The organism is Pseudomonas sp. KT_2_4 (assembly GCF_041410225.1).
GTDB classification, from domain to species: Bacteria; Pseudomonadota; Gammaproteobacteria; order Pseudomonadales; family Pseudomonadaceae; genus Aquipseudomonas; species Aquipseudomonas paracarnis.
This window is the reverse complement of record NZ_CP166962.1, coordinates 3,624,043-3,637,500: the sequence shown is the minus strand read 5'-3', so window position 1 is coordinate 3,637,500 and position 13,458 is coordinate 3,624,043. Positions and strand designations below refer to the sequence as shown.

General features: G+C 61.6%; 13 protein-coding genes. 7 read left to right on the top strand and 6 right to left on the bottom strand.

Annotation, left to right across the window (positions count from 1 at the left end; all coding sequences use genetic code 11):
* Positions 1-3 precede the first annotated feature (3 nt).
* On the bottom strand, positions 4-1,212 hold the full coding sequence (coaBC, locus tag AB9N64_RS16925; protein WP_003195481.1) for a bifunctional phosphopantothenoylcysteine decarboxylase/phosphopantothenate--cysteine ligase CoaBC: 1,209 nt from the start codon (positions 1,210-1,212) through the stop codon (positions 4-6).
* A gap of 142 nt (positions 1,213-1,354) precedes the next feature.
* Here coaBC and radC point away from each other — a divergent pair, with 142 nt between their 5' ends.
* Positions 1,355-2,029 (top strand): DNA repair protein RadC, encoded by a 675-nt coding sequence (gene radC / locus AB9N64_RS16920; protein ID WP_014720480.1) that lies wholly within the window; start codon positions 1,355-1,357, stop codon positions 2,027-2,029.
* A 54-nt stretch (positions 2,030-2,083) separates the two neighbouring features.
* Here radC and AB9N64_RS16915 read toward each other — a convergent pair whose 3' ends face one another.
* A complete protein-coding gene (locus AB9N64_RS16915; protein WP_014720479.1) occupies positions 2,084-3,676 on the bottom strand; it encodes an ABC transporter substrate-binding protein in 1,593 nt (530 codons plus the stop codon).
* A 457-nt stretch (positions 3,677-4,133) separates the two neighbouring features.
* On the opposite strand from AB9N64_RS16915, the gene rpmB reads away from it, so the two are divergent.
* The gene (gene rpmB, locus AB9N64_RS16910; RefSeq protein ID WP_003176907.1) at positions 4,134-4,367 is read left to right on the top strand and encodes a 50S ribosomal protein L28; all 234 of its coding nucleotides are present in this window, start codon (positions 4,134-4,136) and stop codon (positions 4,365-4,367) included.
* Positions 4,368-4,378: 11 nt separating this feature from the next.
* Positions 4,379-4,534: a 50S ribosomal protein L33 gene (rpmG, locus tag AB9N64_RS16905; protein WP_003176906.1), complete on the top strand. Its 156-nt coding sequence runs from the start codon at positions 4,379-4,381 to the stop codon at positions 4,532-4,534.
* A 149-nt stretch (positions 4,535-4,683) separates the two neighbouring features.
* Here rpmG and AB9N64_RS16900 read toward each other — a convergent pair whose 3' ends face one another.
* On the bottom strand, positions 4,684-5,046 hold the full coding sequence (locus tag AB9N64_RS16900; RefSeq protein ID WP_014720478.1) for a cupin domain-containing protein: 363 nt from the start codon (positions 5,044-5,046) through the stop codon (positions 4,684-4,686).
* Positions 5,047-5,276: 230 nt separating this feature from the next.
* Between AB9N64_RS16900 and AB9N64_RS16895 the strand changes: the two genes are divergently transcribed.
* Positions 5,277-6,770 carry an aldehyde dehydrogenase gene (locus AB9N64_RS16895; protein ID WP_003195472.1) on the top strand — a complete coding sequence of 498 codons (1,494 nt, stop codon included), beginning with the start codon at positions 5,277-5,279 and terminating at the stop codon, positions 6,768-6,770.
* A gap of 177 nt (positions 6,771-6,947) precedes the next feature.
* Positions 6,948-8,090, top strand: coding sequence for an MFS transporter (locus AB9N64_RS16890; RefSeq protein WP_371359549.1), 1,143 nt, complete (start codon positions 6,948-6,950; stop codon positions 8,088-8,090).
* 125 nt (positions 8,091-8,215) lie between these two features.
* On the opposite strand, the gene AB9N64_RS16885 is transcribed toward AB9N64_RS16890, so the two are convergent.
* Both AB9N64_RS16885 and AB9N64_RS16880 read right to left on the bottom strand, forming a co-directional pair.
* Positions 8,216-9,784: a phospholipase D family protein gene (locus AB9N64_RS16885; RefSeq protein WP_038451999.1), complete on the bottom strand. Its 1,569-nt coding sequence runs from the start codon at positions 9,782-9,784 to the stop codon at positions 8,216-8,218.
* 61 nt (positions 9,785-9,845) lie between these two features.
* Positions 9,846-11,270: a PLP-dependent aminotransferase family protein gene (locus AB9N64_RS16880; RefSeq protein WP_003195467.1), complete on the bottom strand. Its 1,425-nt coding sequence runs from the start codon at positions 11,268-11,270 to the stop codon at positions 9,846-9,848.
* Between the two features lie 166 nt (positions 11,271-11,436).
* Here AB9N64_RS16880 and AB9N64_RS16875 point away from each other — a divergent pair, with 166 nt between their 5' ends.
* A complete protein-coding gene (locus AB9N64_RS16875; RefSeq protein WP_032901894.1) occupies positions 11,437-11,661 on the top strand; it encodes a DUF1127 domain-containing protein in 225 nt (74 codons plus the stop codon).
* Here AB9N64_RS16875 and AB9N64_RS16870 read toward each other — a convergent pair whose 3' ends face one another.
* On the bottom strand, positions 11,662-12,954 hold the full coding sequence (locus tag AB9N64_RS16870; RefSeq protein ID WP_038451997.1) for an FAD-binding oxidoreductase: 1,293 nt from the start codon (positions 12,952-12,954) through the stop codon (positions 11,662-11,664).
* Between the two features lie 115 nt (positions 12,955-13,069).
* Between AB9N64_RS16870 and AB9N64_RS16865 the strand changes: the two genes are divergently transcribed.
* Positions 13,070-13,423, top strand: coding sequence for a YkgJ family cysteine cluster protein (locus AB9N64_RS16865; protein ID WP_003195461.1), 354 nt, complete (start codon positions 13,070-13,072; stop codon positions 13,421-13,423).
* Positions 13,424-13,458 lie beyond the last annotated feature (35 nt).

Sequence of the window (13,458 nt, the reverse complement as noted above, 5' to 3'; positions counted from 1 at the left end):
ACATTAAACCTGGTTCAGCCGTTGGGCGATAAAAGAGATCAGTTGGCGGGCAATCTTGCCCTTGCTGGTCTGGGCGAAAAGGGTGGCGTGCAGTTCGCGGTCGATCACGCTGCACGCATTTTCCTCGCTGTTGAAGCCGATGCTCGGGTTGGCGACATCATTGGCAACGATCAGGTCGAGGTTTTTGTCTTTCAGTTTGCGTGCGGCGTAGTCCAGCAGGTGCTCGGTCTCGGCAGCGAAACCGACGCTGAACGGACGGTCTGGACGGGTTGCGATGGTGGCCAGGATGTCCGGGTTACGCACCATTTGCAGGAGCAGGCCGTCGCCGCTCGTAGGGTCTTTCTTGAGCTTCTGCGGGGCCACGACCTCCGGGCGGTAATCCGCAACCGCTGCCGAGGCGATAAACAGGTCGCAGGGAATGGCGGCTTCGCAGGCCGCCAACATGTCCCGGGCGCTGACTACGTCGATCCGCGTGACGCGATCAGGGGTCGGCAGATGCACGGGACCTGTGATCAGTGTGACCCGTGCGCCTGCCTCGACCGCGGCTTCTGCCAACGCGAAGCCCATTTTTCCTGAGCTATGGTTGGTGATGTAGCGGACCGGGTCGATGTTTTCCTGGGTTGGGCCAGCGGTGATCAGCACGTGCTTGCCGGTCAGGGCCAGGTGCTGGAAGCACTCGGCGGCGCATTGTGCGAGGTCCGTGGCTTCGAGCATGCGGCCCAGGCCGACGTCGCCGCAGGCCTGGCTGCCGGACGCCGGGCCGAACACCTTGAGGCCGCGGGTTTGCAGGAGTTGGGTATTGGCTTGGGTGGCCGGGTCGCGCCACATGGCCTGGTTCATGGCCGGAGCGATAGCGACGGTGGCGTCGGTGGCCAATACCAGGGTGGTGAGCAGGTCATCGGCAATGCCCTGGGCCAGGCGGGCGATCAGGTCGGCAGTGGCCGGGGCGATCAGCACCAGGTCGGCCCATTTGGCCAGTTCGATATGGCCCATGGCGGCTTCTGCTGCCGGGTCCAGCAGGTCGAGGTGAACCGGGTGACCGGACAGGGCTTGCATGGTCAGCGGGGTGATGAACTCACTGCCACCACGGGTCATGACCACGCGCACTTCGGCGCCCTGGTCCAGGAGCCTGCGAACCAACTCTGCGCTCTTGTAGGCGGCAATGCCGCCGCCGACGCCGAGAACGATGCGTTTCCGATACAGACGCTGCATTGGTTTGCCTTTCCAGTTCAGTGATGCCAGTTCAGTGACGCCTGCGATGACCCCTCCCCAGGTGAAATCGCCGGCAAAAAAGAGGGTCCTACGATAACACAGCGCCCGCCGGGCAACAGCGGAGCAGATACAGGGAGGTGGGATGAGTATTCGTGATTGGCCCGTGGCGGAGCGTCCGCGGGAGAAATTATTGGAAGGCGGCGCAGCGAGCCTGTCCGATGCCGAGCTGTTGGCGATTTTCCTGCGTACGGGGGTTGCCGGCCGAAGTGCGGTGGATCTGGCGCGCCATCTGTTGGCGCAATTCGGTGGCCTGCGCCCGTTACTGGAGGCCAGCCAGACGTTGTTCAGCCAGCATCTGGGGCTGGGCCCGGCGAAGTTCGCCCAACTGCAGGCGGTGCTGGAAATGTCCCGGCGCCACTTGGCTGAGCGCTTGCGGGCTGACTCGGTGCTGGAGAGCCCGTTGGCCGTGCGCGAGTACCTCAAGGCGCTGCTGCGCCATGAGCCCCATGAGATATTCGGCTGCCTGTTTCTGGACTCAAAGCATCGGGTGCTGGGGTTCGAGGTCATTTCCCAGGGCACCATCGACGCTGCGATTGTCTATCCGCGACAAGTGGTCAAGCGCGCCTTGGCGTACAACGCGGCGGCGTTGATCCTGTGCCACAACCACCCGTCGGGGAGCGCGGAGCCCAGCGCGGCTGATCGAAAATTGACCAAGCTGCTGCAGAAGGCGCTGGACGTGGTGGATGTGCGGGTGCTGGACCATATCATCGTGGGCGATGGCGACCCGCTGTCGATGGCTGAATACGGTTGGCTGTAACGGCCCTGCCTCTGTAGGAGCGAGCAAGTTCGCTCCTACAGGTGGGAGTGTGCCTTAGGGCTTGAGGCTGACTTTCGAATAGTCCTGGCGCCCGAACGGGCTTACCTGGTACCCCTGGATGTTCTTGCGGGTCAAGGCAAACGCCGTCGGATGCGCCAGTGGCAGCCACAGCGCCTGTTGCTGGATCTGCGCCTGGGCCTGCTGATACAGCTTGCTGCGCACACCTTGCTCACTGGTGGTTTTGCCCGCGCTGATCAACTTATCCAGGGTGGGGTCGCAATAGCGGGCAAAGTTGGTGCCGGACTTCACCGCTGCGCATGAGAACTGCGGCGTCAGGAAGTTATCCGGGTCGCCGTTGTCGCCGGCCCAGCCCATGAACAGCAAGTCGTGCTCGCCGGCCTTGGCGCGGCGGATCAACTCGCCCCATTCGATCACGCGAATCTCGGCCTGGATGCCAACCTTGGCCAGGTCGGCCTGCAACAGTTGGGCGCCGAGGTTTGGGTTGGGGTTCAGCAGGCTGCCCGTAGGGCGGGTCCATATTGTGGTCTTGAAGCCGTCCTTGAGCCCGGCGCGGCCCAGCAGCGCCTTGGCTTTGGCGAGGTCCTGCGGGTAGCCTGGCAACTCCTTGGCATAGCTCCAGGTGTTCGGCGGGTAGACACCGTTGGCTGCTTCGGCGGTGCCTTCGAACACGGCCTTGAGGTAGCTGCCCTTATCAAAGGCCAGGTTGATCGCCTGGCGCACTTCGGGCTTGTCCAGCGGTGGGTGCTGGCTGTTGATGGCGACGAACGCGGTCATGAAGGCGGCGGTTTTTTCCACCTTCAGCGCCGAGTCTTTTTCGGCCTCGCCCACATCCAGGGGCTTGGGTGACAGGGCGATCTGGCATTCATCGCGGTGCAGCTTCTGCAGGCGTACGTTGGCGTCCGGGGTGATGGCGAAAATCAGGTTATCCACCGCCGGTTTGCCGGCGAAGTAGTCCGGGTTGGCCTTGTAACGCACCACGGCATCTTTCTGGAAACGCACGAACACAAACGGGCCGGTGCCGATTGGCTGGCTGTTGAGCTTCTCGGGTGTGCCGGCCTTGAGCAATTTATCGGCATATTCAGCCGGATAGATCGAGGCAAAGCCCATGCTCAGTGCTGGTAAGAAGGTGGAGTCGGCATGGTCGAGGGTGAAGCGCACGGTCAGTGGGTCAAGGGCGTCGATTTTCTTGACCAGTGTGGGCAATTGCAGGGATTGGGCGTGAGGAAAGCCGCTCTGGGCGATCTTGTGCCACGGGTTGGCCGGGTCGAGCATGCGCTCGAAGCTGAAGCGCACGTCTTCGGCGGTCAAGGTGCGGCTTGGGCTGAAATAACTGGTGCGATGGAATTTCACATCGGGGTGCAGTTTGAAGGTGTACGTCAGCCCATCGGGCGACACTTCCCAGCTGTCTGCAAGGCTCGGTACCAACTTGCCACTGGCCGCGTCGAATTCCACTAAACGGTTCATCAGCACGTCGGCCGAGGCGTTGGTGGTGGTCAGTGAGTTGTACTGCACCACATCGAAGCCTTCGGGGCTGGCCTCGGTGCATACGCTCAAGTTGGTGGCCGCAACGGCCATCGGCGCAATAAAGAGAGGGGCAAGCAATAGCGGTAGGGCAGCGAGGCGCATATTCGGTTTCCTGTGCAGATCGAAGGCCCATCTGCGAGTGCAGTCTGGAAAAAGCCTACCGTAGAGGTCTGATTGATAAATGACTAGCCCATTTTTGCCTGTGCTTTTGGCCAAAATGCTGTTTTGATGGCGCCTCAGCGTGTTTCGCCGTGCACTTCCCTGTGACCGCAGGCGTTGTAAATCATTCTGTGCGACGAGCGGTCGGCTGTTACAGCGGCCCCTCCTGGCAGCGGTTCAGGCACTTGTGGCCAAGATTTACGCTGCTAAAAGTACACAGGTTGTTGTTGCACTGGGGTCTTTCTGGTATAAAGCAGCGCTCTTTTCTAGGGGCCCGGTTCCTTCACTGTAGGTGTAGCCGGTAAGACCCTAAAGAAACGCGGCGCCTGGCGCCAAATGACTGAGAGATTAAGCGGCCAACCCATGCCGGGTTGGGCATGTGGTTTTAGAGGGCTGAGGCATGTCGAGAGTCTGTCAAGTTACCGGTAAGGGTCCGGTGACTGGGAATAACATTTCCCACGCAAATAACAAAACCCGTCGTCGTTTCCTGCCGAACCTGCAGCATCACCGCTTCTGGGTTGAAGAAGAGAAACGTTTCGTGCGTCTGCGCGTATCTGCTAAAGGCATGCGTATTATCGACAAGCGTGGCATCACTGTCGTGCTGGCCGAAATCCGCGCCGCTGGCAAGATCTAAGGAGCTCTATCATGCGTGAATTGATTCGAATGATCTCTAGCGCCGGTACTGGTCACTTCTACACTACCGACAAGAACAAGCGTACTACCCCGGACAAGCTCGAAAAGAAAATGTTCGACCCGCGCGTTCGCAAGCACGTGATCTACAAAGAAGGCAAAATCAAGTAATTGATTTTCCTCCTTGTGAAAAAAAGCCCGTATCTCACGATGCGGGCTTTTTTTTGCCTGATCGTTCCCACGCTCTGCTGATCGTTCCCACGCTCTGCGTGGGAATGCCGTCTCGGACGCTTAGCGTCCCGTTGTCGATCAACCAATGATCAGGCTTTCTCTTCAAACACCACGTAGATCTTGCGGCACGCTTCCAGCACTTCCCAGGTACCGCTGAAACCGGCAGGGATCACAAAGCGATCGCCTGCCCGCAGGGTCTTGGCATTCCCCTCGGCATCACGCAACACCGACACGCCTTGCACGATCTCGCAGTACTCATGCTCGGTGTAGTTGACCTTCCACTGGCCCACTTCACCTTCCCAGACGCCGGCGTTCATCTGGCCGCATGGGCTGTTGTAGTGGTTGTAGAGTGTCTGCTCGGGATCGCCCTTGAGGATTTTCTCGGCGGCAGGGCGGTAGCGTTCGGGGGCGGTGTTGGCTTGGCTGAAATCGACGATGTCCTGGATGCTCATGTGCATTTCCCGTCTGGCCTGCGGTTGGAGAGTCCAAAGTCTATGTTTATTAAAATGAACATCGCAAGGGCGTTTGCCGCCGTTATGTCAAATATATTGAAACATCCCCAGCCGCTGGTTTAGGGTGGCAGCTGCCTTGAGCCGAACAGCAGGCTGGTCGGGCAAGCATTCGTGATGGCGCCGGGATAAACCTCCCAGGCCCTTGTATTCAATAAGAGGAGGACACTCGTATGACCACCCTGACCCGTGCCGACTGGGAACAACGCGCCAAGGCTCTGAAGATCGAAGGCCGCGCCTATATCAATGGCGAATACACCGCCGCCGTTTCCGGTGACACCTTCGAATGCATCAGCCCGGTGGATGGGCGCTTGCTGGCCACTGTCGCCAGCTGTGATGCCAGCGATGCCCAGCGCGCCGTGGAAAATGCGCGTGCCACTTTCAATTCCGGCGTGTGGTCGCGCCTGGCACCGGCCAAGCGCAAGTCCGTCATGATCCGTTTCGCCGCGCTGCTCAAGGCCAACGCCGAAGAGCTGGCGCTGCTTGAAACCCTGGATATGGGCAAGCCCATCAGCGATTCCCTGAACATCGACGTCCCCGGCGCGGCGCAAGCCCTGAGCTGGAGCGGCGAGGCGATCGACAAGATCTACGACGAAGTCGCCGCCACGCCCCACGATCAACTGGGCCTGGTGACCCGCGAGCCCGTCGGTGTTGTTGGCGCCATCGTGCCGTGGAACTTCCCGTTGATGATGGCGTGCTGGAAACTCGGCCCGGCGCTGTCCACCGGCAACTCTGTCATCCTGAAGCCGTCCGAAAAATCCCCGCTCACCGCCATCCGCATCGCCGCGTTGGCCGTTGAGGCTGGTATTCCAAAAGGCGTGTTCAACGTGCTGCCTGGCTATGGCCACACCGTGGGTAACGCCCTGGCGGTGCACATGGACGTCGATACCCTGGTGTTCACGGGCTCCACCAAGATCGCCAAGCAACTGTTGATCCGCTCCGGCGAGTCGAACATGAAGCGTGTATGGCTGGAAGCCGGTGGCAAGAGCCCGAACATCGTGTTTGCCGACGCGCCGAACCTGCAAGCGGCGGCCGAATCCGCCGCCAGCGCCATTGCCTTCAACCAGGGCGAAGTCTGCACTGCCGGCTCGCGCCTGCTGGTCGAGCGTTCGATCAAAGACACCTTCCTGCCGCTGGTGATCGAGGCCCTCAAGGGCTGGAAACCCGGCAATCCACTGGACCCAGCCACCACTGTGGGTGCGTTGGTGGATACGCAGCAGATGAACACCGTGCTTTCGTACATTGAAGCCGGCCACGCCGACGGCGCCAAGCTGGTCGCGGGTGGCAAGCGCACCCTGGAAGAGTCCGGCGGCACCTACGTCGAGCCGACGATTTTCGACGGCGTGACCAATGCCATGAAGATCGCCCAGGAAGAGATCTTTGGCCCGGTCCTGTCGGTGATCACTTTCGACAGCGCCGAAGAAGCCATCGCCATCGCCAACGACACCCAATACGGCCTGGCTGCGGCGGTGTGGACGGCGGATATCTCCAAGGCACACCTGACGGCCAAGGCTCTGCGCGCCGGCAGCGTGTGGGTTAACCAGTACGACGGCGGCGACATGACCGCACCGTTCGGTGGTTTCAAGCAGTCGGGTAATGGCCGCGACAAGTCGCTGCATGCATTCGACAAGTACACCGAGCTGAAGGCGACCTGGATCAAGCTCTAAGCAACACTGCTGATCCCCTGTAGGAGCGAGCCTGTGTGGGAACTGGCTTGCCTGCGATAGCATCACTGAGGTGTGGCTGACACACCGAGGCGTCTGTATCGCAGGCAAGCCAGCTCCCACATAAGCTCGCTCCTACATTTCGTTTTGCGAAGCAGAATTATCCACAGGAGCGTGGCAATGCGTTGGGCGACATATTTCGCCGTGCTGGCCTCGGTACTCAGCGTTGGCCTGGCCCTGGGTGTCAGCATGCCGTTGGTATCCCTGCGTCTTGAAGGTTGGGGTTATGGCAGTTTCGCCATTGGCGTGATGGCGGCGATGCCGGCATTCGGCGTCCTGCTGGGCGCCAAGGTCTCCAGCCGCATGGCGTCCTGGCTCGGCACTGCCAACCTGATGCGCCTGTGCCTGTGGGCCGGTGCGGTGTCCATCGGCTTGCTGGCGATCCTGCCCAGCTACCCGGTGTGGCTGGTGCTCAGGCTGATGATCGGGGTGATCCTGACCATCGTATTTATCCTGGGTGAAAGCTGGATCAACCAATTGGTGGTCGAGCAGTGGCGTGGCCGCCTGGTGGCGCTCTACGGCTGCAGTTATGCCTTGAGCCAACTGTCGGGGCCGTTGCTGTTGGGCCTGATTGGCACCGACCATGACTACGGCTTCTGGGTCGGCGCGGGCCTTTTGGTGCTGGCGCCGCTGCTGTTGCTGGGACGTACCGGCGCGCCGACGGCGGATTCGTTCAGCGTGACCTTTGGCGACCTGTGGCGCTTTTGCCTAGGCCTGCCGGCGATTGCCTGGGCCGTGGCGTTGTTTGCTGCCTTCGAAGCGATGGTTCTGACGTTGTTGCCGGTGTACTGCCTGCAACAGGGTTTTACCGCTGAGATCGCCTTGGCGATGGTCAGCACGGTGGTGGTGGGCGATGCGTTGCTGCAATTGCCCATTGGCGCGCTGGCCGACTACCTGCCGCGACGCACTCTGTTTCTGGCCTGTGCACTGCTGTTGCTGGCGTCGAGCCTGGCGGTGCCGTTATTGATGCACACCTTGCTGATCTGGCCGGTGTGGGTGCTGTTCGGCGCCAGTGCCGGCGGGTTGTTCACCTTGTCGCTGATTTTGATTGGCGAGCGCTACCGCGACGATGCGTTGGTGCGTGCCAACGCTCACGTGGCGCAGCTGTGGGGCATTGGCTGCCTGATCGGGCCGCTGGTGGCAGGAGCGGGCAGCCAGTGGATCAACGGGCATGCGCTGCCGCTGTTGATGGCTGCCGGGGCGCTGGGGTTGGTGGTGCTGTTGCTGCGCCAGGGGGCTTTCGGCGCTACGCAGCCGGCCTGACCTTTAAACGCGGCCAATGTGGGAGCTGGCTTGCCTGCGATGACGGTTTGTCAGCCAGCTGATTTGTTGTCTGGCACACCGCTATCGCGGGCAAGCCCGGCTCCCACAGGTGATCCGCAGGGGTTTTAGAGCATGCGTTCCAGGCCAACACTGGTGGCGAACCAGGCGTTGAACCGCCGCCACCAACTGCCCGGTTCGCGCGTCAGAGTGTGCATCTGGCCGTTGTCTTCTGTCACCCACACCACTTGGCCGTCCTGCAGTTTGGCCTCATAGCTCAACGCTGGCGCCATACCTTCCAGCGCCAGGTTGCGCACGTGTTCGGCCAGTTCGGGGCTGTCCACCAGTACGCCGACTTCGGTGTTCCACAGCACTGAGCGCGGGTCGAAATTGAATGAGCCGATAAACGACTTTTCTCGATCGAAAATCATCGCCTTGCTGTGCAGGCTGGAGTCCGAGCCGCGCCAGCTGCCATGCCGAAACAGGTGCGGGCCGCTGCTTGCGCTGGGGTCGCCCGGTTGCCGGCGCAACTCATAGAGCTTTACTCCGTGCTCCAGCAGCGCCTTGCGATACGGCGCATAACCGCCGTGCACGGCCGGTACGTCGGTGGCTTCGAGGGCATTGGTCAGCAGGCGCACCGAAACACCCGCATCGGCACGCCCTGTGAGGTAGACCAGCCCAGGTTGGCCCGGTACGAAGTAAGCCGAAATCATGATCAGCTCATGGCTGACCCCCGCCAGCTCTGGCGCCAGCTGGGTGGTCAGCAACAGTCGCGGGTCGGGGTCGGCCTTGGCCAGTACCTTGCTCGGTGCGTCCCACAGCGCCTGGTTCCAGGCCCAGATCAACTCGCGGCGCCAGATGTCCATGCGGGGCTGGGTCTGGTACGTGCGCAGGCGGTTATACAGCGCATGGTTCTGCTGACGGGACTGAGCCAGGGAGGCTTCAAGGCGCCCGCGGGCGACGGCGAGGTCGACCTTGGAGGGTTTGTTCGAGACGAAGTCATCGATAGGCTTGCTCAGGGCGCTGTTCCAGTACTGGTCGAAGCTGTGACCCAATTGCTCGGCTACCGGCCCGACGCTGAGCATGTCGATGTCGGTGAAATTCAGGTTGGGTTCGGCGTCGAAATACTCGTCGCCCAGGTTGCGCCCGCCAACGATGGCCACGCTGTTATCGGCCAGCCACAGCTTGTTATGCATGCGCCGGTGTTGCAGTGACAGGTTGAATACACGGCCCATGGCGCGTGTAACGCCGGTGCTGCGCCCCAGGTGCAGCGGGTTGAACAGGCGTATCTGCACCTTGGGATGGGCGGCGAGGGTGGCGATGATCTGGTCGAGGCCATCGCTGGTGGTGTCGTCCAGCAGAATGCGTACGCGCACCCCGCGGTCGGCGGCCTTGAGCAGTTCGTCCACAAGCATGCGTGTGCTGATGCCGTCGTGCACGATGTAGTACTGCAAGTCGAGGCTGGTCTGGGCGTTGCGGATCAACTCGGCGCGGGCCATGAAGGCTTCACTGCTGTTGGGCAGCAAACGAAAGCCCGAGCGCCCTTGGTAGGGGGCGGCCTGGGCCTGGATCGAGCGACCGAACGAGGAGTCCTTCGCCGGCAGGGCATCGCTGGGGATGCGCGGGGTGTCGACCGTGGCGCAGCCGCCCAGGGCCAGAGCGGCCAGCAGGCAAAACGGTAAAAGCCGTCGAATCATCAAGGAAACTGCTTCCAGGTCAGGGCGGTTGTGGCATATGACGGCAATTGCTCGGGAAAGGTCAGTCCGCCGTCTCTTCCAGCATCTTGCCAGCGGCAGCACCTACCTTGCGCACGGCCTCTTCAATCTGCGCTGTTGGCTTGGCAGCGTAGTTCATGCGCAAGCAGTTACGGTACTTGCCGGAAGCGGAGAAGATACTGCCTACCGCCACCTGTACGCCTTGTTCCACCAGCACGCGGTTGAGCTTCAAGGTGTCGAAGCCCTCCGGCAGCTCGATCCATAACATAAAGCTGCCCTGGGGCCGGCTGGCACGCGTACCAGCGGGAAAATAACGGCTGACCCAATCCAGCATCAAGTCGCGATTACGTTGGTATTGGGTACGCATCCTGCGTAAATGCGGCTCGAAATGACCGCCTTTGAGGAATTCTGCAATGGCAATCTGCGGCTGTGTAGCCGTAGAACCGGTGCTGATGTATTTCATGTGCAGCACCCGTTCCAGATAGCGTCCCGGTGCGACCCAGCCAATGCGCAGACCGGGCGCCAGGGTTTTGGAGAACGAGCTGCACAGCAGCACACGCCCGTCTTCATCGAAGGATTTGATGGTGCGCGGGCGTGGGTAGCTGTAGGCCAGTTCGCCATACACATCGTCTTCGATAATCGCCACGTCAAAGCGCTGGGCCAGGGTCAGCAAGGCGCGTTTGCGCGCTTCCGGCATGATGTAGCCCAAGGGGTTGTTGCAGTTTGGGGTGAGCTGGATGACTTTGATCGGCCACTGTTCCAGCGCCAGTTCCAAGGCCTCCAGGCTGATGCCGGTGAGCGGGTCGGTGGGGATTTCCAGGGCTTTCATGCCCAGGCCCTTGAGGGTCTGCATGGCACCGTGGAAGCTGGGCGAATCCACCGCGACGATATCGCCAGGCTCACAAATGGCGTGAATGCTCGCGGAGAGGGCTTCGTGGCAACCGGTGGTGATCACGATGTCTTCGGCGCTCAGTTGGCAACCGGAGTCCAATGACAGCCGGGCGATTTGCTCACGCAGTTCCATACAGCCGAGGATATTGTCGTAATACAGCCCCGGCAGGTCTTGGCGCCGGCTGACACGGGCGAGGCTACGCAGCAGCGGCTTCAAGGTGGGCGACAATACATCCGGCATGCCCCGACCCATCTGTATGACGTCTTTGCGCGGCACCGCACGAATCAGTTCCAGCACCAGGTCCCACTGGGAGATTTCCACTGGGCGTTGGGCCGGGCGGCCAATCTCGGGCAGTGCCGGCAGTTCACGGCCCACCGGAACAAAATAGCCCGACTTGGGCTTGGGCATCGCCAGGCCGTTGTCTTCGAGCAACCGATACGCCTGCTGCACGGTGCTCAGGCTCACCCCATGTTCCACACTCAAGGCCCGCACCGAGGGCAGTCGATCGCCCGGACGATAGAAGCCCTGCTCAATGCGGGTGCCGAGCAATTCGGCGAGGTTGACGTAAAGAGTCATGGTGGTCGCTCCCGAGGGACCAGTACAGATAAAGGGAAAATACAGGATTCAGCCACGCATAGGGAGTATCTGTGTGGATCTAATAAAAGTTGGCTGAATCTGTAATGGTTCTGGCCGCCCGCGCATGCTGGTCACTCAAGGCAACAGGCCAATGAGGGGCAGTCAAATGAGCGGCATGAGCGATGTACGGCTGGCGTTACGCAGTCAGGAACTGGAAGCGGGGCAGGAGCAGGCGCTCACTGCCCCGGCGCCTGGCCGCTGGCATCTGTTCTGGCGCCGTCGCCATACGCGCAAGGCCCTGCTGGACCTGAGCCGCGAGCAGTTACGCGACATCGGGCTGACCGCCGAGCAGGCGCGCCGTGAGGGTTTGAAACCCTTCTGGCGCGATTGATCAGAGCAGTTCTTTGAGGCGGTGCCAGAGCATCCCCAGTGCCAGCAACGGCGAACGCAGGTGTTTGCCGCCGGGGAAGGTGATGTGTGGCACCTGAGCGAACAGATCGAAGCGCCCCTGTTGCTGGCCGCTGATGGCCTCGGCCAGCAGCTTGCCCGCCAGGTGCGTGGCGTTGAGGCCATGGCCGGCATAGGCCTGGGCGTAATACACGTTGGGTTGATCGGCCAGGCGGCCAATCTGCGGCAGGCGGTTGGCGCCGATGCCGATCATGCCGCCCCATTGGTAGTCGATTTTCACGTCTGCCAATTGGGGGAATACCTGCAGCATCTTCGGCCGCATGTAGGCGCCGATGTCCTTGGGGTCTCGACCGGAGTAGTGGCAGGCGCCGCCGAACAACAGGCGACGGTCGGCGGACAGGCGGAAGTAATCCACCGTCACGCGCTGGTCACACACGGCCATGTTCTGCGGTAACAGGCTGGTGGCTTGCGCCTCGCTCAAGGGCTCGGTGGCAATGATGTAGCTGCCGGCGGGCAACACCTTGCCGCTCAGTTGCGGGTTGAGCCCGTTCAGGTAGGCGTTGCAGGCCAGTACCAGGGTCTTGGCGCGCACAGTGCCTTGGGCGGTGTGCACCTTGACCTCATGGCCATAGTCGATACGGGTCACTTGGGATTGCTCGTACAGCGCCACGCCCAACTGCTGGGCAACGGCAGCCTCACCCAGTGCCAGGTTCAGCGGGTGCAGATGGCCGGAACCCATATCGATCATGCCGCCTACATAGCGCTCAGAGCCGATTACGGTGCCCATCTCGCTGGCTTGCAACAGGCGCACTTCGTGGCGGTAACCCAGGCTGCGCAGCTCTTCGGCATCCTCGGCCAGGCCCTGCAGGTCGCGGGGTTTATTGGCCAGGTCGCAGTAGCCCCAAGTCAGGTCACAGGGGATCTGGAAGCGCTCCACACGCTCGCGCACGATCTCCACGGCTTCCAGGCCCATCAGCTTCATTTGGCGCACGCCGTCGCTGCCGATCACCTGGGTGAACTGATCCAGCCCGTGGCCGACACCGCGAATCAACTGGCCGCCATTGCGCCCGCTGGCGCCCCAACCGATTTTGCGCGCCTCCAGCAACACCACGCGAAAGCCGCGCTCGGCCAATTCCAAGGCGGTGTTGAGCCCGGAGAACCCCCCGCCGATCACACAGACATCGGCGTTTACCTCACCGGTCAGCGTCGGGTAATCCGGTTGCGGCACGCTGCTGGCGGCGTAGTAGGAAGCGGTGTGCCGGGCGCTGGCGGTCATGGGGAACCTCCCTGTCTGGAAAATTTGACGCAGGATACAGTGGTCGCACGACGCTGTCTGCGCGGGGCGTTTTGCGTCAGAATCCACGTCTATTCGCCGTTCGGTATGGGTTTCGATGAGTTGCAACAGTCAGAAAATCAGCGCGCTGCGTCGCCAGATCCCTTCGTTCGAGTGCGTCCCCGGTTGCCACGACTGCTGTGGGCCGGTGACCACCTCGCCCGAGGAAATGTCGCGCCTGCCGCGCAAGACCGCTGCCGAGCAAGAGGCGGCGATGGACGAGCTGAACTGCGTGCACCTGGGGCCCAAGGGTTGCACGGTGTATGACGAGCGGCCGCTGATCTGTCGCCTGTTCGGCACCACCAAGACCTTGCCGTGCCCTAATGGCCGCCGGCCAGTGGAGCTGATTCATCCGCGGGTGGAGAAGCAGATTCATGAGTACATGGCGAGTACCCGGCAGGTGTTGGTCTAGCGGATGTATTCGGTTAAAACCAAGGGAGCAGGCAA

Coding starts and splice junctions, on each gene's coding strand:
- coaBC (WP_003195481.1), bottom strand. CDS start 1,212: ATGCAGCGTCTGTATCGGAAACGCATCGTTCTCGGCGTCGGCGGCGGC.
- radC (WP_014720480.1), top strand. CDS start 1,355: ATGAGTATTCGTGATTGGCCCGTGGCGGAGCGTCCGCGGGAGAAATTA.
- AB9N64_RS16915 (WP_014720479.1), bottom strand. CDS start 3,676: ATGCGCCTCGCTGCCCTACCGCTATTGCTTGCCCCTCTCTTTATTGCG.
- rpmB (WP_003176907.1), top strand. CDS start 4,134: ATGTCGAGAGTCTGTCAAGTTACCGGTAAGGGTCCGGTGACTGGGAAT.
- rpmG (WP_003176906.1), top strand. CDS start 4,379: ATGCGTGAATTGATTCGAATGATCTCTAGCGCCGGTACTGGTCACTTC.
- AB9N64_RS16900 (WP_014720478.1), bottom strand. CDS start 5,046: ATGAGCATCCAGGACATCGTCGATTTCAGCCAAGCCAACACCGCCCCC.
- AB9N64_RS16895 (WP_003195472.1), top strand. CDS start 5,277: ATGACCACCCTGACCCGTGCCGACTGGGAACAACGCGCCAAGGCTCTG.
- AB9N64_RS16890 (WP_371359549.1), top strand. CDS start 6,948: ATGCGTTGGGCGACATATTTCGCCGTGCTGGCCTCGGTACTCAGCGTT.
- AB9N64_RS16885 (WP_038451999.1), bottom strand. CDS start 9,784: ATGATTCGACGGCTTTTACCGTTTTGCCTGCTGGCCGCTCTGGCCCTG.
- AB9N64_RS16880 (WP_003195467.1), bottom strand. CDS start 11,270: ATGACTCTTTACGTCAACCTCGCCGAATTGCTCGGCACCCGCATTGAG.
- AB9N64_RS16875 (WP_032901894.1), top strand. CDS start 11,437: ATGAGCGGCATGAGCGATGTACGGCTGGCGTTACGCAGTCAGGAACTG.
- AB9N64_RS16870 (WP_038451997.1), bottom strand. CDS start 12,954: ATGACCGCCAGCGCCCGGCACACCGCTTCCTACTACGCCGCCAGCAGC.
- AB9N64_RS16865 (WP_003195461.1), top strand. CDS start 13,070: ATGAGTTGCAACAGTCAGAAAATCAGCGCGCTGCGTCGCCAGATCCCT.